Origin of the sequence: Vibrio alfacsensis, assembly GCF_019670485.1 — a bacterium.
Taxonomy (GTDB): Bacteria; Pseudomonadota; Gammaproteobacteria; order Enterobacterales; family Vibrionaceae; genus Vibrio; species Vibrio alfacsensis.
This window is the reverse complement of the sequence record NZ_AP024165.1, coordinates 2302226-2321785: the sequence shown is the minus strand read 5'-3', so window position 1 is coordinate 2321785 and position 19560 is coordinate 2302226. Positions and strand designations below refer to the sequence as shown.

Below are 19560 nucleotides of genomic sequence, written 5' to 3'. Positions count from 1 at the left end.
GAGGAATATATTTTGAATAAAATGATCAAAGCGGCTGGGATTGGCCTTGTTGTACTGGGTTCTTCAATGTTTGCTAATGCTGCAGAAGCAGCTCAGAAAATCGCTTATGTAAACACAGCTCAGGTTTTCCAAGCGCTTCCTCAACGTGAAGTTGTTCTACAAAAAATGCAGAAAGACTTCAAAGGTAAAGCAGACGAGCTGAAATCAATTCAAGCGAAAGCTAAGACTAAAATTGAGAAACTTCAGCGTGATGGCGAACTTCTTGGCCAAGACGAGATTGAGAAACTGCGTATTGATATCGCTAAGCTAGACAGCGAATATAAAGTAAAAGCTCAGGCACTAGAAAAAGCGAGTGCACGTCGTGAAGCTGAAGAGAAAGCGAAACTATTCCGTACTATTCAAGATGCAGTGAAGAAAGTAGCCGATAAAAAAGGTTACGACCTAGTTATTGATATCTCATCACTTCAATACGGTAAACCAGAATACAACATCTCTGAAGATGTTATTAAAGCTCTAAAATAAGACGTTATGAAAACATTAACATTAGCCGAGTTGGCAACAATTACCGGGGGCGAACTATTTGGTGATCAGTCACTTGTAGTGAGTCGTGTAGCTCCGATGGACAAAGCACAAGAGGGTGATGTTACTTTCTTGTCTAACCCCAAATACGCTAAGCACCTTTCAGAGTGTAAAGCGACGGTCGTCATGGTGAAAGCCGATCACAAAGATCAGTGTTCTGGTAACGCGCTTGTGGTTGCAGACCCTTACGTTGCTTTTGCTCGTGTTGTTCAAGCAATGGACACGACACCAAAGCCTGCTGATGAGATTGCACCAAGTGCTGTGATCGCAGCAGACGTGAAGATGGGTGCAAACGTAGCAGTCGGTGCGAATGCTGTCATCGAAACGGGTGTAGAACTCGGCGACAACGTAAGCATTGGCGCAGGTTGTTTTATCGGTAAGAACGCGAAGCTTGGAAACAATACTAAGCTTTGGGCTAATGTTACGGTTTATCATGAAGTTTCTATGGGCGATGACTGCCTCGTTCAATCTGGTGCAGTCATTGGCTCTGATGGTTTTGGCTATGCAAATGATAAAGGTGAGTGGATCAAAATTCCTCAGCTTGGCTCAGTACGCATCGGTAATCGTGTTGAAATTGGTGCATGTACGACGATTGACCGTGGTGCTCTAGAAGACACGATTATCGAAGACAATGTCATTCTAGATAATCAGCTTCAAATCGCGCATAACGTGCAGATCGGATATGGTACTGTGATGCCAGGTGGTACTATTGTTGCCGGCAGCACCAAAATTGGTAAGTACTGCCAGATCGGCGGCGCGTCGGTTCTGAACGGTCACATTACGATTGCAGATGGAGTCGCTATCACCGGTATGAGCATGGTTATGCGGAGTATCGACGAGAAAGGCTTGTACTCATCAGGTATTCCATTGCAAACAAACCGTGAATGGCGTAAAACCGCGACTCGAGTGCATCGCATCGACGAGATGAATAAACGCTTGAAAGCCGTTGAAAAACAGCTGGAACCAAAAGAAGAATCTTAATTCCGAATAAAGACTCGCGAAATGCGAGTCTTTTTCTTCTATAATGGCGCGCTATAATCACCAAGCTGGTACATCCTTTGCAGGACATTTCCTGAATCGGTGGCATTTGCCGCTACCTACCATCTTGGTTGTTGAGAATTGATATAGGAAGACGACTTTGACTACTGAAAAGAAAACGATGAACATCTCTGAAATTCAAGAGCTACTACCTCATCGCTACCCATTCTTATTGATCGACCGAGTGATTGACTTCCAGGAAGAGAAGTACCTTCACGCGATTAAAAACGTGTCGGTTAACGAACCTCAGTTCACAGGTCACTTTCCACAACTGCCAGTATTCCCAGGTGTGCTGATCCTAGAAGCAATGGCTCAGGCAACAGGTTTGCTTGCATTTAAATCATTTGGTGCGCCAACTGAAAACGAACTGTACTACTTTGCAAGTGTTGACGGCGCGAAGTTCCGTAAACCAGTAGTGCCGGGCGATCAGATGATTATTGAAGTCGAATTTTTGAAAGAGCGTCGCGGCATCGCTGCATTTAAAGGTGTGGCGAAAGTTGATGGCGAAGTAGTATGTTCAGCTGAGCTGAAGTGTGCTCGTCGAGAGTTTTAATATGATTCATGAAACCGCTAAAATCCACCCTGCTGCGGTGGTAGAAGAAGGCGCAAAAATCGGCGCAAACGTGACCGTAGGCCCATTCACTTATATCACTTCAACAGTGGAAATTGGTGAGGGCACAGAGATCATGTCCCATGTCGTAATTAAAGGCCATACGATAATTGGTAAAGATAACCGCATTTTTCCACATGCTGTGATTGGTGAAGAAAACCAAGACAAGAAATACGGTGGTGAAGATACAACGGTTGTTATCGGTGATCGTAACGTAATTCGCGAAGCTGTTCAGGTTCATCGTGGCACCGTTCAAGATAAAGCAACCACGGTTATTGGTGACGATAACTTGCTTTGTGTTAATGCACATATCGCACACGATGTTATTGTTGGTAACCATACTCACATTGGCAACAATGCGATCCTTGGCGGCCACGTAACTGTTGAAGATCACGCAGGTGTTATGGCACTTTCTGCGATTCACCCGTTTTGTACCGTTGGTGCATATGCTTATGTGGGTGGTTGCTCTGCCGTGGTTCAAGACGTACCAGCATACGTACTTGCGCAAGGTAACCATGCAACGCCATTTGGTTTGAACTTGGTAGGCCTAAAGCGCAATGGTTTTGAAAAGCCAGAGATTCGTGCGCTACAAAAAGCGTACAAAGAGATTTACCGTTCAGGTAAGACTTTGGAAGAGGTAAAACCTATCCTTGCTGAAATGGCACAAGAGTGGCCTGCAGTGAAGCGTTTCTCAGACATTCTGGAAACCACGGAACGTGGCATTATTCGTTAATCAACGAATGAGCGATTAAATTGAAAAGATCGCGCCCAATTTGGGCTGCGGTCTTTTTGTGTTTTATGGATAGTGTAATACTCATCATAGTAATGCCCATTGTAGTAAATAATGGCTCATTCTAGCTTGCTCTTACGCTAGTTTTGGCCGCTAACTTATAGTGATTACTTACTGTAATAGGTATAAACCGTTATCCATAGCGCATAGGAAAATGACGAAGTAGATATGGAAAGACCATTACGTATCGGCATCATTGCCGGAGAACTGTCTGGCGACACGCTAGGTGAGGGCTTTATTAAAGCAGTTAAGCAGCAGTACCCAAATGCAGAATTTGTCGGTATTGGTGGGCCTAAGATGATAGCTCAAGGTTGTGAGTCTCTATTTGATATGGAAGAGCTTGCCGTAATGGGACTGGTCGAAGTCTTAGGTCGTCTTCCGAGATTGCTTAAAGTAAAAGCAGAGCTTGTTAAGTATTTTACAGAGAATCCGCCGGATGTGTTCGTGGGGATCGATGCTCCAGATTTTAACTTACGTGTTGAGCTAGATTTAAAGAACGCGGGTATTAAAACGGTGCATTACGTTAGCCCGTCAGTTTGGGCTTGGCGACAAAAGCGCATTGTTAATATCGAAGCGGCAACAAATCTTGTTTTGGCTTTTTTACCTTTTGAAAAAGCATTCTACGATAAGTTCAACGTACCGTGTGAGTTCATTGGTCATACTCTGGCCGACGCAATCCCGTTGACGTCAGAAAAAGCACCAGCGCGCGAATTACTAGGCTTAGAACAAGACAAAAAATGGTTGGCAGTACTACCAGGTAGCCGTGGAAGTGAGTTAAAAATGCTTTCTGAGCCGTTCATTGAAACCTGTAAGTTACTGCATCAAAAATTCCCTGATTTAGGCTTTGTAGTCGCTTTGGTGAATCAAAAGCGTCGCGCTCAATTTGAACAGGCTTGGAAAGAATTCGCACCAGAGTTGGATTTTAAGCTGGTGGATGATACCGCCCGTAATGTGATTACGGCGTCTGACGCCGTGATGTTGGCTTCAGGCACCGTCGCGTTAGAGTGCATGTTACTTAAACGCCCGATGGTGGTGGGTTACCGTGTCAATGCAGTAACGGCATTTTTAGCCAAGCGTTTATTAAAAACAAAGTATGTCTCATTACCTAATATTCTTGCAGATACGGAGTTGGTGAAAGAATACTTACAAGAAGAATGCACTCCAGAAAACTTGTTCAATGAAGTGTCTCGTTTACTAGAGAGCGACAACCAAGAAATGTTGGATAAGTTTACTGAAATGCATCACTGGATTCGCAAAGATGCGGACCAACAAGCCGCAAGCGCGGTTCTAAAACTGATTAAAAAATAGAGATTTACCATGGCTGTAAAACCAAAAACGACCAAAGCAAAAGTAGAACTACCACCGTTTGAATATCCGCAAGGCTATCATCTGATCGCGGGTGTTGATGAGGTAGGGCGTGGTCCTTTGGTGGGTGATGTCGTTACCGCGGCGGTTATTTTAGACCCGAATAACCCAATTGAGGGCTTGAACGATTCTAAAAAACTCAGTGAGAAAAAACGTCTTGCGTTATTGCCTGAGATTAAAGAAAAAGCATTAGCCTGGGCGGTGGGGCGCTGTTCTCCAGCCGAGATTGATGAATTGAATATTCTTCAAGCGACGATGGTCGCCATGCAGCGTGCGATTGCTGGTTTGAATGTTCAACCTGATTTAGCACTCATTGATGGCAACCGTTGTCCAGACTTGCCAATGGATGCTCAAGCCGTCGTGAAAGGCGATTTGCGTGTTGCCCAGATCAGCGCAGCTTCGATCATCGCTAAAGTCGTTCGCGATCAAGAGATGGAAGAACTAGACAAACAATATCCACAGTTTGGTTTTGCTAAGCACAAAGGTTATCCGACCAAAGCGCATTTTGAAGCCATTGAGCAGCATGGTGTGATCAGTGAGCACCGTAAGAGCTTTAAACCGGTAAAGAAAGCACTTGGTATTGAAGATTAAGCGGTTTTCACAATGATAAACTCGGTCTTCTTAAGTTAGAATTCCTAATAAGATATAGAACTCCCAACACCATATAGTTAGACGGTACCTGTTAATGTCAGATCCTAAGTTCGTTCACCTTCGAGTCCATAGTGATTATTCAATGGTGGATGGTATCAACAAAGTTCCACCGCTTGTTAAGAAAGTTGCTGAGCTCGGTATGCCAGCGATGGCGTTAACAGACTTCACCAACTTATGCGGTCTGGTGAAATACTATGGTACAGCGCATGGCTGTGGCGTAAAACCAATCATCGGTGCAGATTTTAAAATGCAATCGGATGAGTTTGGTGAGGAGCTGACACAATTAACGGTATTAGCAGCAAACAACACTGGTTATAAAAACCTAACGTTGTTGATTTCTAAAGCTTATCTCCGTGGTCATGTTCAACATCAACCAGTTATTGATAAAGCATGGCTTGCTGAGCTTTCTGAGGGGTTGATTGTTCTTTCCGGCGGAAAAAGTGGTGAGCTGGGTAAAGCGTTACTAAAAGGCAACCGAAAGCTTGTTGAAAGTTGTGTTGAGTTTTACAAGCAGCACTTTGCGGATCGTTTTTACTTAGAGTTAATTCGTACTGGCCGACCAGACGAAGAAACCTACTTACATTTTGCGGTGGAATTGGCGGAGAAAGAAGATCTACCTGTTGTTGCGACGAATGAAGTGGTATTCATCAGTGAAGACTTGTTTGATGCCCATGAAATACGAGTTGCCATTCATGATGGCTATACTTTAGAAGACCCTCGTCGTCCCAAGAATTACAGTACGCAACAGTATTTACGTAGTGAAGAAGAGATGTGTGAGCTGTTTGCTGACATCCCTGAAGCGCTAGAAAACAGTGTTGAAATCGCAAAGCGTTGTAACGTGACAGTGCGTCTTGGCGAATACTTCCTGCCGGCTTTTCCTACGGAGGGGATGGAAGAGACCGAGTTTTTGGTCATGAAATCTCGCGAGGGATTGGAAGACCGCCTTGAATTTCTATTCCCAGATGAACAAGAACGTCTGAAACGACGTCCAGAATATGATGAGCGTTTGCAAATTGAGCTCGACGTAATCAACCAAATGGGATTCCCAGGTTACTTCTTGATCGTAATGGAGTTCATCCAGTGGTCGAAAGATAATGCGATTCCAGTTGGCCCTGGTCGAGGTTCTGGTGCAGGTTCATTGGTGGCATACGCGCTAAAAATTACGGATCTTGATCCACTCGAATATGATTTGCTATTCGAACGTTTCTTGAACCCAGAACGTGTATCGATGCCCGATTTCGATGTCGATTTCTGTATGGATAAGCGTGACCAAGTGATTGATCACGTGGCAGAAATGTACGGTCGTGATGCGGTATCTCAGATCATCACTTTCGGTACCATGGCGGCAAAAGCGGTTATTCGTGATGTTGGTCGTGTTCTTGGCCATCCATTTGGTTTCGTTGATCGTATTTCCAAGTTGATCCCACCAGACCCGGGCATGACACTGGAAAAAGCGTTCAAGGCAGAGCCAGCGTTGCCTGAGTTGTATGAAGCCGACGAAGAAGTGAAAGAGCTTATCGATAAGTGTCGTATCCTTGAGGGTTGTACGCGAAATGCCGGTAAGCACGCTGGTGGTGTTGTAATTTCACCAACCACGATCACCGACTTTGCGCCAATTTATGCAGACTCGGAAGGACATTTCCCTGTTACTCAGTTCGATAAGAACGACGTAGAAACGGCCGGCTTAGTCAAATTTGACTTCTTGGGGCTGCGTACACTCACTATCATCGACTGGGCGCTTGGATTAATTAACCCACGTTTAGAGAAAGAGGGCAAAGCGCCCGTTCGTATCGAATCGATTCCATTGGATGATGCAGCGTCATTCCGGTTACTGCAAAATTCGGAAACGACCGCGGTATTCCAGCTTGAATCTCGCGGCATGAAAGAGCTGATCAAGCGTCTTCAGCCAGACTGTTTCGAAGACATCATCGCACTGGTGGCGCTGTTCCGTCCGGGGCCGCTTCAATCGGGCATGGTTGATAACTTTATTGACCGTAAACATGGCCGAGAGGCGATTTCATATCCAGATGAAAAGTGGCAACACGAGTCGCTTAAAGAAATTTTAGACCCAACTTACGGCATCATCTTGTATCAAGAACAGGTTATGCAGATCGCGCAGGTACTGTCTGGTTACACGCTAGGTGGTGCGGACATGCTTCGCCGTGCGATGGGTAAGAAAAAGCCAGAAGAAATGGCGAAGCAGCGTGCGACGTTCGAAGATGGCGCCGTTGCCAATGGCGTCGATGGCGAGCTGGCGATGAAAATCTTCGACTTAGTAGAGAAGTTCGCGGGTTACGGCTTTAACAAATCGCACTCAGCTGCATATGCTCTGGTTTCTTATCAAACCCTTTGGCTTAAGATGCATTATCCAGCTGAGTTTATGGCAGCGGTAATGACCGCCGATATGGATAACACTGAAAAAGTAGTCGGTCTGGTTGACGAATGCCTGCGCATGAAACTCACCGTATTACCGCCAGATATCAACTCAGGTTTATACCGCTTTAACGTGGATGAAAATGGTGCGATTGTCTACGGTATTGGCGCGATTAAAGGTGTCGGTGAGGGGCCGATTGATGCGATTTTAGCGGCACGAGAAAAAGGCGGTCACTTTAAAGACCTGTTTGATTTTTGTGCGCGAATTGACCTTAAAAAAGTCAATAAACGTGTTATTGAGAAATTGATTTACGCGGGGGCTCTTGATCGATTAGGGCCGCATCGTGCAGCATTGATGGCATCATTGAATGACGCGGTAAAATCGGCAAGCCAACACCATCAAGCGGAGGCCTTTGGTCAAGCTGATATGTTTGGTGTATTAACCGATGCACCAGAAGAAGTTGAGCATAAATACACCCAAGTTCCACCTTGGCCAGAAAAAGTATGGCTAGAGGGAGAGCGTGAGACGTTAGGCTTGTATTTGACGGGGCACCCCGTTAACGCCTATATCAAGGAACTAAATAAGTACGTCAGCTGTCGACTTAAAGACGCGACACCAACACGTCGCGATCAATCAGTGACTATTGCTGGCTTAGTTATTGCCGCTCGAGTGATGACAACCAAGCGCGGTACGCGAATTGGTCTGATGACTTTAGATGACCGAAGCGGTCGAATGGAAGTGATGTTGTTCTCAGATGCGCTCGATAGATATGCAGAACTTCTCGAAAAAGATAAAATTTTAGTGGTTTCCGGACAGGTCAGCTTTGATGACTTCAATGGTGGCCTTAAAATGTCGGCGCGTGAAGTTATGGATCTGGGTAGTGCACGTGAAAAATATGCACGAGGTTTATCGGTATCGATTGATGCCAACCAGATTAACGATAAATTCTTTTCCGAATTTTCCCGTATTTTGGAACCTCATAAAGCCGGAACCGTTCCAGTCAATGTATACTACCAGCGTGCCGACGCCAGAGCGCGGTTAACATTGGGCACCGAGTGGCGTGTAACGCCGAGTGATACATTGCTAGACGATTTAAAACAGTTACTTGGCAAAGACCAGGTAGAACTCGAATTTAACTAAAAATTCAGCGTAATACGTTAGACGCTGAGTAAAAAAGGATTCATAGATGAGCCTAAACTTTCTTGAATTTGAAAAGCCAATTGCAGAGCTAGAAGCGAAAATTGAAGCATTACGTGACGTTTCTCGTCATGGTGGTGATTCTGCAATTGACCTTGATAAAGAAATCGAACAGCTTGAGAAGAAAAGCCTAGAACTTAAGAAAAAAATCTTCAGTGATTTAGGTGCATGGGAAACAGCTCAACTGGCTCGTCACCCTTTACGTCCATACACTTTGGACTACATTAAGCATGCGTTTGATGAGTTTGATGAACTGGCGGGTGACCGCGCATTCGCAGATGATAAAGCGATTGTTGGTGGTATTGCACGCTTAGACGGTCGTCCTGTGATGATCATCGGTCACCAAAAAGGGCGAGAAACCAAAGAAAAAGTGAAGCGTAACTTTGGTATGCCTAAACCTGAGGGTTACCGCAAGGCACTTCGTTTGATGCAAATGGCGGAACGTTTCAATATGCCAATCATCACATTCATCGACACAGCGGGTGCATACCCTGGTGTTGGTGCGGAAGAGCGCGGCCAATCTGAAGCCATCGCAACGAACCTTAAAGTGATGTCTGGTCTTAAAGTGCCAGTGATCTGTAACGTTGTTGGTGAGGGCGGTTCAGGTGGTGCATTAGCCATTGGTGTGGGTGACTATGTGAACATGCTTCAGTACTCAACGTACTCAGTAATCTCTCCTGAGGGTTGTGCATCTATCCTATGGCGTGATTCAGATAAAGCACCTCAAGCGGCAGAGGCTATGGGTCTAACGGCACCTCGCCTTAAAGAGCTTGAACTGATCGACGAAATCATCGAAGAGCCACTTGGCGGCGCCCACCGTGATCACGCTCAGATGGCTGCAAATATGAAAGCGAATCTGCTTCGTCAGCTTGAAGATTTGGAACAGCTTGATCAAGAGACGCTTCTTGAGCGCCGTTATCAACGACTAATGAACTATGGTTATTGTTAAACATAGGTTACTGCTAAATCGAGTTATAGCGAAGCGTTAGCTGAACTCTTGCAAGATAACAGATAAAATAGAAAGGGTTGGCTTAATGTCAGCCCTTTTTTGTACCTATTGGATCGCTTATGGAATCGCTATATCAACACTTTGCTAGTGTACTGGACAGATATTACCAGCCTAATACGACATTACCATCGACGCCCAAGATAGTATTAGCATTCAGTGGTGGCGTAGATTCTCGTTTATTACTTGAGTTACTTCGTCGATACCAACAGGCCCAATCTATTGCGTGCCATGCGGTGTATGTACATCACGGATTAAGCGCTAATGCAGATGCTTGGGCGAGCAAATGTCTTTTATGGGCAGAAGATGCGGGCATCTCTTGCTCAGTGGAGTATGTCAGTCTTGATCTTTCCTCCGGAGAAAGTGTTGAACTTCTTGCGCGTGAGGCTCGTTATCAAGCGCTCGCTAAGTACGTAAATACGGGTGATTTACTTTTAACAGGCCAACATGCAGATGATCAAATTGAAACGTTTTTGTTGGCATTGAAACGCGGCAGTGGGCCAAAGGGGCTGTCTTCCATGGCTGAAAGTATGGCTTTTTCACGAGGGCAGATCGTTAGGCCATTATTGTGCGTTAAGCGTGAGCAAATAGAAGCAGTGGCACATCAACTTGGCCTTGAATGGGTCGAAGACGAAAGTAATCAAGATACACGCTATGACAGAAACTTTCTGCGTCATCGAGTGGTTCCTGAACTTTCACAACGTTGGCCGAGTATTCATCAGTCGGTGCTGCGCAGTGCGAGCTTATGTGCCGAGCAAGAAACACTGCTTGATGAGTTGCTCAACACCGCTTTTGAATGTGCATTGCTAAACGATTTAAGCCTGAGTATTGAGGCGTTGGCACCCCATAGCTCTCTTGCTCGAGCACGATTAATTCGGATGTGGTTAGCAAAGCTAAATGCCAATATGCCAACGCAGGTGCAGTTAAATTTGATTTGGAATGAGGTTGCATTGGCGCAACAAGATGCGAACCCAAAGCTACAACTTAAGCAGGGTGAAGTTCGCCGCTTTCAAAAACGATTATATTGGGTGACAGAAACAGCAGATGTCACTATGTGGCAAAGCACAATCCAAACGGATTTACCCGTAGTTCTTCCTGAACGGTTAGGGGAGTTAACGCTGTGTTCGACATCTAATGAGGCCAATATTGCATTACCGTCTAAACCAGAATTGCTCACAATTACTTTTAATCCTGAGGGGTTATCGGCACATCCAAGTACACGCAACCACAGTCGTAAGTTAAAAAAGCTATTTCAAGAATACAATGTCCCTAGCTGGCTACGCAGACAGACCCCTATTTTAATGTATCAAGATCAGGTGGTTGCCGTGGCGGGGTTGTTTGTAGATCAAGCGTTTAGTGGCAAAGATTGTGAACTTATCTGGCGTAAGTCATTGTAATTCATGCCACAATGCCGGGTATAAAAACAGCTACTTAAATAAAAGCGATTAGGTGAAGCAATGAAGAAAATAATCACGGGCGCAATGGTGGTGCTAACCATGTTGAGTGGGCAAGCACTGGCTGCTGGAGATGCAGGAGCAGGAGAAGCGAAAGCTGCATTGTGTTCTGCTTGCCATGGCGCGGATGGTATCGCGGTGATTCCTGGTTATCCAAATCTAAAAGGGCAGAACGAGCAATACCTAGCAAGCTCAATTAATGCGTATAAGCAAGGTCAGCGCACAGGTGGTTTAGCTGCGGTTATGCAAGCTCAAGCCAGTTTGCTTTCTGATGCTGATATTGCAAACTTGGCTGCGTATTACGCAAGCCTGAAATAGATATAAAGCTCGTAGAGAGTTAGGATTTTGAATCGCTTGGCGACGACAAGCATTGAATGTTGTGACACGCTAACCGATAATATGCGCAAACGATTGAAGCTTAAGGGATGAACATGAAAAAAATTGAAGCGATTATCAAACCATTCAAACTGGATGATGTTCGAGAAGCATTGGCGGAAGTAGGTATCACAGGGATGACGGTCTCTGAAGTGAAAGGTTTTGGTCGCCAAAAAGGTCATACTGAGCTTTACCGTGGTGCGGAGTACATGGTCGACTTTCTACCAAAAGTGAAGTTAGAAATTGTTGTGACTGAAGACATGGCAGATAAGTGTGTTGATACCATTGTTGATACCGCTCAAACTGGAAAAATTGGCGATGGTAAGATTTTCGTTACCGATGTAGAACGCGTAGTGCGTATCCGTACGGGTGAAGAAGACGAAGACGCAATCTAACGAGCATCTATATAGAATTAAGATTTCACTACAACATACAGTGAAAAATTGATTAAGCTAAAAGGGAGTCCGAGGTGGCTCCTTTTTTATTCATTCAAGTCTATCTTTGTTCTGTATTTAGGGCGGTCTATGTTTAAGCGCTTATTTATTGCGGTGGTTTTTCTTAGCTTAGCGGCGGTGTTCGCTTTTCAGCTTATTTTTATTGTGCCGGAGCAACCTCAAATTATTACCCAAACAGGGAGCAGCATTACTCAAAACGTTCGTTGTATGGAGTTTAACCAGCCGAAAGCACTCGATGAAGATGGTGAGCTAAACATATTGGTATGGAATATCTACAAGCAGAATCGAGATGATTGGCGATCAGCTTTAGATACATTTTCTGCTAATAAACAGTTACTTCTTTTGCAAGAGGCGAGTCTTACCGACACGTTTAAAGATTGGCTGGTGGATGGTCATTGGGTGAGTAACCAAGTGACGGCATTTAAAGCGTTAGGCAGTGGTGCTGGTGTGATCAGTATTGCGAAACAAGAGCCTATTCTGGCATGTGCTTACACGTCTAAAGAACCATGGTTGCGTCTGCCTAAGTCAGCGTTGTACAGCAAATATCAGCTTAGCAATGGTGAGACTCTAGCGGTAGTAAATATTCATGCCATTAACTTTACGGTTGGAACCGACGAATACACATCTCAGATTTCTGCGATGGAGCGTGTATTGAATGAGCATAAAGGACCGATTTTATTTGCAGGAGACTTTAATAGTTGGAGTGAAGAGCGGGTGACCGCAATGAAGAAAGCATTGCTCAAGGCAGATTTACAAGAAGTTAAGTTTGCTCAAGATAATCGGACTCAATTTATTACAGGCTTACCATTAGATCATGTGTTTTATCGTGGGTTAACTCTTAAAAACGCAAAAGCGCCGCAGAGCGACGCTTCTGATCATAATCCATTGTTGGTGTCGTTTACGCTTAACGAATAGCATGGACTATGCTAGTCGAGTAACGTATTAAGCGATAACGATGTACAACGCCCAAATTACGTAGAACGCAATCCAAGGCAGGCTCGCAATGACAAGTGCCTGTCCGCGTTCAAACTCTGTCCAAGTTAGAACCACGCCATAGCCCAATACAATGTACCAAGGCAGCAGTAGCGGTAGTGAGCTAGCAAAGTGCGACCACTCGTTGGTCAAAGGCAGTTTTAACAAGCCATTTAGGCTGTTCAGATCGGCGGCGTATGTCATCACCTGACCGTGTTTCAGAAGCAGACTGGCGTAGCTTGCGACATCACCTAATACCGCTGGGAATAAGATTGCAGAAGAGGCTGCAAACCATTTCCAGTAACCGTACTGCTGTTTGCTTGCTTTGGTCGCAAGGAAGAACCACAACGCCAAAAGCAGCAGAGTCGCAAAGCGGTTGAACACGTCATTAATGATCGCACTTGCCATCAACGTATTTGGCTCTAACAGTTCAACTTGTTGAGGGTCGATCTGTTGGAATTGAACCGCCAGTTGCTCACTTAACCAAGTGAAATCCACATTCGAGAAATAGGCCCCCCAGAATAGGAATGGGCTTATCATCAAAAAGATGAAAGGTTGCCATCCCCAGCCTCCACGCTGATAGAGCGCCAAGAAGCAAGATGTTGGAGATCGGAAAATATCCAACAGCATGACAAGCGGGTTGCTCGATGGGTTCATACACTTACCTTAGTTACGTCAACATACAACTTAAGCTTTTGACCTGGTTTTAGGTACTTCTGCTTTTGAAGAGAGTTCCATTTCACGATGTCGTTGCCCTTCACCTTAAACTTGCTCGCAATACCGCTGATGGTGTCGCCTGAGCGTACGTTGTAGAACACAGTTCGAATAATCGCGCCTTTGTCAGAGTTCTTCCAGATCACCAGTTTTTGACCCACGCGCAAGGTGTCTCTTGGCCCCATACCGTTCCATTTAGCCAAAGACTGATGGGAAACCTTGTTCTCTTTTGCGATAGACCACAAGCTCTCACCAGACTGCACAACATGAGTAAGCTTAAATTGACCGCGCGCTTGAGATTGTGTTTTTTCTAGTCGGTTCTCCGCGGTTAGAGCGTATTTAGCATCGTCTTTTGTTGACGTTGGGATCATTAAGTACTGACCAACGCGAATATTGTTGTTTGATAGCCCGTTTGCGCGCTGAATAACTTTGGTTGTCGTACCGTACTTTTGAGCCAACAGACTTAGCGAATCGCCCGATTTCACTTTATAGCGTGCGACTTTTACCCCTTTACCACGGTTCTTATTTACTTGAGCAAGAAACTGGTCTTTTTTCTCAATTGGAATAAGGAGCTGGTGGGGGCCATTAGGCGCTGTCGACCATTGGTTGTACGCTGGGTTGTAGCTTTGCAGCTCTTTTACACCAATACCGGCATAATCCGCTGCAATTGCAAGATCAAGCTGCTCTTTTGGATCCACTTGAGTCAGGACTGGTTTATTCGGAATCGCTGGAATGTCGATGCCGTATTTTTCTTGGTTTGCCACGATGTCAGCAAGCGCAAGTAACTTCGGCACATAGCTGCTGGTCTCTTTTGGAAGATCTAAAGAAAAGAAGTCCGTTGGCTTACCGAGTTTTTTATTCTTACGAATTGCGCTTGATACACGACCACCGCCGCTATTGTATGCCGCAATAGCATGTGCCCAGTTGCCATCAAAACGTTTGTTTTGTTGTAGAAGATAATCAAGCGCGGCATCTGTAGACGCAACCACATCGCGACGACCGTCGTACCAGTAGTTTTGTTCAAGTCCCATCATTTTGCCGGTTCCTGGAACAAATTGCCAAAGACCAGCCGCACTACCGTGAGAATAGGCGAATGCATCAAACGAGCTTTCTACGACAGGTAGAAGCGCTAGCTCCATCGGTAGACCACGCTCTTCAATACGCTTGGTGATCATGTATAAAAACGGCTGCGCGCGTTCAGATACGGTACGAAGATGGCTCGGATGCTTCAAATACCAAGTGCGGTAATAGTCGATTTTTTTGTTGTTAGGGATGTCCATGTCCAATTGCATAGCGATGCGTTGCCATACATCCTCTTGATCCTGAGGCGCAATCACTTTAGGAGTCGCTGTCACTGCTTCTTTTTTAGCAAGCGGCTTCTTAGAGGTGTCTGCCTGAGCGTTATCTTGCTTTGCAATCTGCTCAGATTTATTGGTTTCTTGGGTTGGAGAATTAGTTGTATCTGATTGTGTCAATTGACAGCCAGATAGCAACAATACCAACGCCAAACTGTACTTCAAACGCATGGGGTTAGCCTATTGAGGGCCTGTTTATCTGCCAGAAATACCACGAATATAAAAGTGTGGTAGGCAAGATAATAGACATCGATTTCTAAACAAATTAAAACGGCGAATAAACACCGAATGTGCATTAGGGCGAAATGCAAACAGATTTATATTAGCCCTAAACGCAATAGAAGCGCCAAAGGCGCTTCTATTAAAAATGAGCTGAAGATAATACTTGTGCGGAACAAAGATACAAGTAAAAGTTGGTTAAAATTCGTTCTTCCACTCACGCAGAGCTGCAAAAACCGAGCATGGATCGCTATTTTCGATGCGGTTCGCCACGGATTTGACTATTTCAGGATTTGTAGTACGCAAAAATGGATTAATCCACTTTTCCTTTCGGAGCGTTGTCGGCACCGTTGGAATGTTGAGAGCGCGTAGGCGATTCACATCATCTCGGTATTGGCGTAAGTGTTCATTGTCTGGTTCTACTGCAAGAGCAAAGGCGACATTACTTGCTGTGTATTCGTGAGCGCAGAAAATTTCGGTTTCTTCAGGCAGTGCAGAGATCTTACTCAGGGATTCGAACATCTGTTCGTGTGTGCCCTCAAATACGCGTCCGCAGCCCGCTGAGAATAGCACATCACCACAGAACAGCTTTCCATCGCCTACGTAGCCAATGTGACCTAACGTATGGCCAGGCAGCCCTAGCACCATAAAGATTTCGCCAAACAGATCGAGTTTGTCTCCCTCTTCCATCGCATTCGTGAGCGTTGGAATGGGTTCCGCTTTTGGCCCGACGACCGCTACATGTGGATAAGCGCGAACTAAATCTGGAACGCCACCAATGTGATCGTTGTGGTGGTGTGTGATTAAGATTGCCTCTAAAGTTAACTCGTGGGCCACTAAATAGTCTAATACCGGTTGAGCATCGCCAGGGTCGACAACGGCACAACGCTTATCGCTATTTTGTATCAGCCAGATGTAATTATCGTTAAATGCAGGTATGCTTTTGATCTGTAACACGATTCGTTCTCCGTCACCCAATTAGCAGGTGGTAAATGAAACCAGCACTCAGCAACAAAACTATGGCACACCCATCGACGTGGTCAGAAATGAACAATGGCCCATGGGTGCTTGAGTCAATCCAAACCCGACTAGATGAATGGTGTCCGAGACTGTTCGGCTACCACATGCTTAAATTGGGCGGGTTGAGCTGTGAGCTAACCAGTTGTAGTTGTAACATTCAACACCAAGTTAACGTAGATATCCAGAACCCGTTGCATAATGTGATTGCAGATGGTTACGAATTGCCCTTTTTAGAAAAAAGCTTTGATGTTGTCGTGCTCGCACATCAGCTTGACTATGCAAGTGATCCTCACCGTCTACTTCGAGAAGTTGATCGGGTGATGATGGATGATGGCTATCTCATTCTTACGGGGTTCAACCCCATTAGTCTCACTGGCCTAGCCAGTTTATTGCCGTGGCGAAAAAATAACCTGCCGTGGAGTGGGCGAATGTTCACATCAAACCGCATTAAAGACTGGTTAGGAGTATTAAATTACCAAGTGATTCATTGCGATCGTTACGCCTTGTTTCCAATGACGCGTTATAAAACCATGTGGACATGGCTAGAAAACAGTTTGGGCGATTGGGCATCACCTGCGGGGAGTTTGTATTACATCGTTGCTCGTAAAAGAACATACCCTCTCAAACCCATTAAGCCGCATTGGCGCATGAAGAAAAAACTGACGCCAATAAGAGTGATGAATCGAGAGGGTAGTACAGCGAGAAAGACATCAAGTAAAGCGCTTGAGCCTTAAGTAAGGTCTCTGCGAATCTTAAGCACTACATTAAACGTTAAGTTCTGTATCGAGCATTAAGATCTAACTAGGTTGATAACCAGTATCTTCCTCGGTTGGGTTCTCGGCAGCTGCGCGAGCAATTTCGTCACAGATTTCGTTTTCACGATGGCCTGCGTGGCCTTTTACCCATTGCCAATCGACTTGGTGGCGCGCGGTTTCTTTATCTAACGCTTGCCATAAATCGGCATTTTTTACCGGTTTCTTATCTGCCGTTTTCCAACCACGTTTCTTCCAGTTATGAATCCACTGTGTGATGCCTTGGCGCACATATTGGCTATCTGTGGTGAGGGTAACTTGGCATGGCTCTTTGAGTGTTTGCAGCGCAACAACAGCGGCTAACATTTCCATGCGGTTATTGGTGGTTAGCGTGTAGCCTTTGGCAAGCGTTTTTTCCGTTTGCTTATAACGTAAAACGATGCCGTATCCACCTGGGCCAGGATTTCCTAAACAAGATCCGTCTGTGAAAATCTCAACGTGTTTGGTCATATTTTTGGTACTATTAGCCGAATCATTTAATAAAGCATAGTCTGACACACATAACCTTATGAATACCAGCAGCAATTCTGAACATAATCGTATTGTCGTTCTCGATACCGAAACCACAGGTATGAACTTAGAGGGCGGCCCGCACTACATGGGACATCGCATTGTAGAAATTGGTGCCGTGGAGATCATCAACCGTAAGTTGACTGGTCGTCATTTTCACGTTTACCTCAAACCCGATCGTGAAATTCAACCAGATGCGATTAATGTTCATGGTATTACGGATGAGTTTCTTGTCGACAAACCTGAATATGCCAGTGTTCACAAAGAGTTTTTAGACTTCATCAAAGGCGCTGAACTGGTTGCTCACAACGCGCCCTTCGATACCGGCTTTATGGATTATGAGTTTGAAATGCTCGATCCAACCATCGGTAAAACGGAAGACTTCTGTAAGGTGACCGATACCCTTGCCATGGCGAAGAAAATCTTCCCTGGCAAACGAAATAACCTCGACATATTGTGTGAGCGCTACGGCATAGATAACTCTCACCGTACACTCCACGGGGCATTACTCGATGCGGAGATTCTAGCGGACGTTTACCTACTGATGACGGGTGGGCAAACTAATCTAGAATTCAATGCCAATAAAAAAGAGGGTGAAGCAGAGGGAATTCGTCGTCTTGAAGGAAGAAAAGCGCTAAAGGTTTTGCGTGCAACTGCCGATGAAGTAGAAGCACACCAGAAAAGACTAGAACTGGTGAGCGACTGTATTTGGCAGCATTAGGAGAAGCTATGTTGAGGGCTTTATCGGTCGCGCTCTTAGCGATTTGGAGTTGTTTTGCGTTTGCCGCAAATGAGTCCGCCATGTCTTTGTTGGATAACCGTTTTCGTGTCGACTCGACGATCGAACAAATCACCTTTTTGGTATATCGTGAACAAAGCTCTCAACCTGTCGTACTGGTGCGCCCTGATGGTAAAAAATATTACGCGTGGGGCACGTATGATAATGTGCGTTGGTATCAAGAGTCTTCTTTAGACATCATCTCTGTCGATAATCCTATGCCTGGTCCGTGGCAAGCGGTAGGCAAGGTGACACCAAAAAACAACATCCGATTGCTTTCACATCTTAAGCTTAATACGGATGTATTCCCGACGCGCCTTTACCAAAATGAGGCGCTCAAATTTACCGCCCAATTAACCTCAGATGATAAACCGCTGGTACTGCGTGATTTTCTTGATCGCGTAAACCTGCGTGTCACCTTTACCAAGTTTGTAGAAAATGAAGATCAGTTAATTAAAGAGGCGCGTCCTGTTCCAATGGTGATTGGTGAATTTGCGGACGACGGCCGAGATCTTGATGAAAGAGCAGGGGACGGTATTTTTACGGTCCAACTACCCATTGATATCGAGCCAGGAAAATATCGTGCACGTATTACTTCGGGGAACGGAGTCTTTTTGCGAGCACAAGAGCAAGTGGTTTTGGTTTACCCATCACCTATCTCTCGTACTTTCATTCAATCGCGTGATGCTAACCAACCTCATCAGCTGGTGGTCAGTGGTGAGCAGGGTATGATAGAACCGGGTTCTATTGCGGTGAGTATTGAGCAAGCGGCCCCAGATGGCTTTATTAGCTACAGCCAAGGTCAAGTCTCGCCTGATGGCAGCAAAACCACACTGAAAATGGATAATGACCCAGAACTTGGTAAATACTCGTGGCATGGTGAAGTGTTTGCCACTGATTTGGCGACAAAGCGTGCTCTGGTATTCCCAATTCAAGAACAGAGCTTTAGCGTGGTTGACGATGTCGATCTGGAGGCCGCCCGCAAAGCGAAAGAGGCACAGCTCGCAGAGCAACGTCGTATCGAAATGGAAAAACGCATCATTGCTGAGCGTGAAGCCAAGCGTCAGCGCAATATGATCATTATCGCAGTTGGTAATGTTGTTGCTCTTATTCTTGTTTTGTTACTGTGGTTAGTGTGGAGCAAGCTCAAAGCTAAGCGTGCATCCATCCCAGAGATGCAACTGGAACTGCCTAAGAAGTAGGGCGCAAGAATTTAGATTCTGAATCACGTTCGTTCCTCACTGTTCAGAATGACGGAAATTTAGGCACACTGTGCGTGTAGTCAC

At 45.3% G+C, this 19560-nt stretch carries 19 protein-coding genes; 15 read left to right on the top strand and 4 right to left on the bottom strand.

Features of this window, described 5'->3' with window-relative positions; genetic code table 11:
• Window positions 1-12 precede the first annotated feature (12 nt).
• The 12 genes from VA249_RS10685 to VA249_RS10630 all read left to right on the top strand — a co-directional run bounded on the left by VA249_RS10685 (window position 13) and on the right by VA249_RS10630 (window position 12809).
• Window positions 13-522, top strand: a complete 510-nt coding sequence (locus VA249_RS10685) for an OmpH family outer membrane protein (protein WP_164837150.1) — start codon at window positions 13-15, stop codon at window positions 520-522.
• A 6-nt stretch (window positions 523-528) separates the two neighbouring features.
• A complete protein-coding gene (gene lpxD / locus VA249_RS10680; RefSeq protein WP_128810382.1) occupies window positions 529-1560 on the top strand; it encodes a UDP-3-O-(3-hydroxymyristoyl)glucosamine N-acyltransferase in 1032 nt (343 codons plus the stop codon).
• Window positions 1561-1717: 157 nt separating this feature from the next.
• Window positions 1718-2170: a 3-hydroxyacyl-ACP dehydratase FabZ gene (gene fabZ, locus VA249_RS10675; protein ID WP_009707417.1), complete on the top strand. Its 453-nt coding sequence runs from the start codon at window positions 1718-1720 to the stop codon at window positions 2168-2170.
• 1 nt (window position 2171) lies between these two features.
• Window positions 2172-2960, top strand: coding sequence for an acyl-ACP--UDP-N-acetylglucosamine O-acyltransferase (gene lpxA, locus VA249_RS10670; RefSeq protein ID WP_221067965.1), 789 nt, complete (start codon window positions 2172-2174; stop codon window positions 2958-2960).
• Window positions 2961-3185: 225 nt separating this feature from the next.
• On the top strand, window positions 3186-4325 hold the full coding sequence (lpxB, locus tag VA249_RS10665) for a lipid-A-disaccharide synthase (RefSeq protein ID WP_221067964.1): 1140 nt from the start codon (window positions 3186-3188) through the stop codon (window positions 4323-4325).
• 9 nt (window positions 4326-4334) lie between these two features.
• Window positions 4335-4973 carry a ribonuclease HII gene (gene rnhB, locus VA249_RS10660; protein ID WP_221067963.1) on the top strand — a complete coding sequence of 213 codons (639 nt, stop codon included), beginning with the start codon at window positions 4335-4337 and terminating at the stop codon, window positions 4971-4973.
• Window positions 4974-5067: 94 nt separating this feature from the next.
• Complete coding sequence (gene dnaE, locus VA249_RS10655; RefSeq protein WP_221067962.1) at window positions 5068-8547, top strand: DNA polymerase III subunit alpha; 3480 nt, start codon at window positions 5068-5070, stop codon at window positions 8545-8547.
• Window positions 8548-8593: 46 nt separating this feature from the next.
• Complete coding sequence (gene accA, locus VA249_RS10650) at window positions 8594-9553, top strand: acetyl-CoA carboxylase carboxyl transferase subunit alpha (protein WP_221067961.1); 960 nt, start codon at window positions 8594-8596, stop codon at window positions 9551-9553.
• Between the two features lie 119 nt (window positions 9554-9672).
• Complete coding sequence (gene tilS / locus VA249_RS10645) at window positions 9673-11007, top strand: tRNA lysidine(34) synthetase TilS (RefSeq protein WP_221067960.1); 1335 nt, start codon at window positions 9673-9675, stop codon at window positions 11005-11007.
• 60 nt (window positions 11008-11067) lie between these two features.
• Window positions 11068-11382 (top strand): c-type cytochrome, encoded by a 315-nt coding sequence (locus tag VA249_RS10640; RefSeq protein ID WP_221067959.1) that lies wholly within the window; start codon window positions 11068-11070, stop codon window positions 11380-11382.
• Between the two features lie 113 nt (window positions 11383-11495).
• Window positions 11496-11834 (top strand): nitrogen regulatory protein P-II, encoded by a 339-nt coding sequence (glnB, locus tag VA249_RS10635; protein ID WP_164837151.1) that lies wholly within the window; start codon window positions 11496-11498, stop codon window positions 11832-11834.
• Window positions 11835-11963: 129 nt separating this feature from the next.
• Window positions 11964-12809 (top strand): endonuclease/exonuclease/phosphatase family protein, encoded by an 846-nt coding sequence (locus VA249_RS10630; RefSeq protein ID WP_221067958.1) that lies wholly within the window; start codon window positions 11964-11966, stop codon window positions 12807-12809.
• A 27-nt stretch (window positions 12810-12836) separates the two neighbouring features.
• On the opposite strand, the gene VA249_RS10625 is transcribed toward VA249_RS10630, so the two are convergent.
• The 3 genes from VA249_RS10625 to gloB form a co-directional block, all read right to left on the bottom strand.
• Window positions 12837-13523, bottom strand: coding sequence for a YIP1 family protein (locus VA249_RS10625; protein WP_221067957.1), 687 nt, complete (start codon window positions 13521-13523; stop codon window positions 12837-12839).
• On the bottom strand, window positions 13520-15106 hold the full coding sequence (locus VA249_RS10620) for a lytic transglycosylase (protein WP_221067956.1): 1587 nt from the start codon (window positions 15104-15106) through the stop codon (window positions 13520-13522). The genes VA249_RS10625 and VA249_RS10620 overlap by 4 nt, the downstream gene beginning before the upstream one ends.
• Window positions 15107-15352: 246 nt before the next feature.
• Complete coding sequence (gene gloB, locus VA249_RS10615; RefSeq protein WP_221067955.1) at window positions 15353-16111, bottom strand: hydroxyacylglutathione hydrolase; 759 nt, start codon at window positions 16109-16111, stop codon at window positions 15353-15355.
• 35 nt (window positions 16112-16146) lie between these two features.
• Between gloB and VA249_RS10610 the strand changes: the two genes are divergently transcribed.
• Complete coding sequence (locus VA249_RS10610) at window positions 16147-16908, top strand: class I SAM-dependent methyltransferase (RefSeq protein ID WP_211916153.1); 762 nt, start codon at window positions 16147-16149, stop codon at window positions 16906-16908.
• 63 nt (window positions 16909-16971) lie between these two features.
• Here the strand turns inward: VA249_RS10610 and rnhA are convergent, their stop codons facing one another.
• On the bottom strand, window positions 16972-17436 hold the full coding sequence (gene rnhA, locus VA249_RS10605) for a ribonuclease HI (protein ID WP_128810395.1): 465 nt from the start codon (window positions 17434-17436) through the stop codon (window positions 16972-16974).
• Between the two features lie 58 nt (window positions 17437-17494).
• On the opposite strand from rnhA, the gene dnaQ reads away from it, so the two are divergent.
• Together dnaQ and VA249_RS10595 are read left to right on the top strand one after the other, a co-directional pair.
• Window positions 17495-18217, top strand: a complete 723-nt coding sequence (dnaQ, locus tag VA249_RS10600) for a DNA polymerase III subunit epsilon (protein WP_128810396.1) — start codon at window positions 17495-17497, stop codon at window positions 18215-18217.
• An 8-nt stretch (window positions 18218-18225) separates the two neighbouring features.
• Window positions 18226-19476 (top strand): TIGR03503 family protein, encoded by a 1251-nt coding sequence (locus VA249_RS10595; protein ID WP_221067954.1) that lies wholly within the window; start codon window positions 18226-18228, stop codon window positions 19474-19476.
• Window positions 19477-19560: the final 84 nt, after the last annotated feature.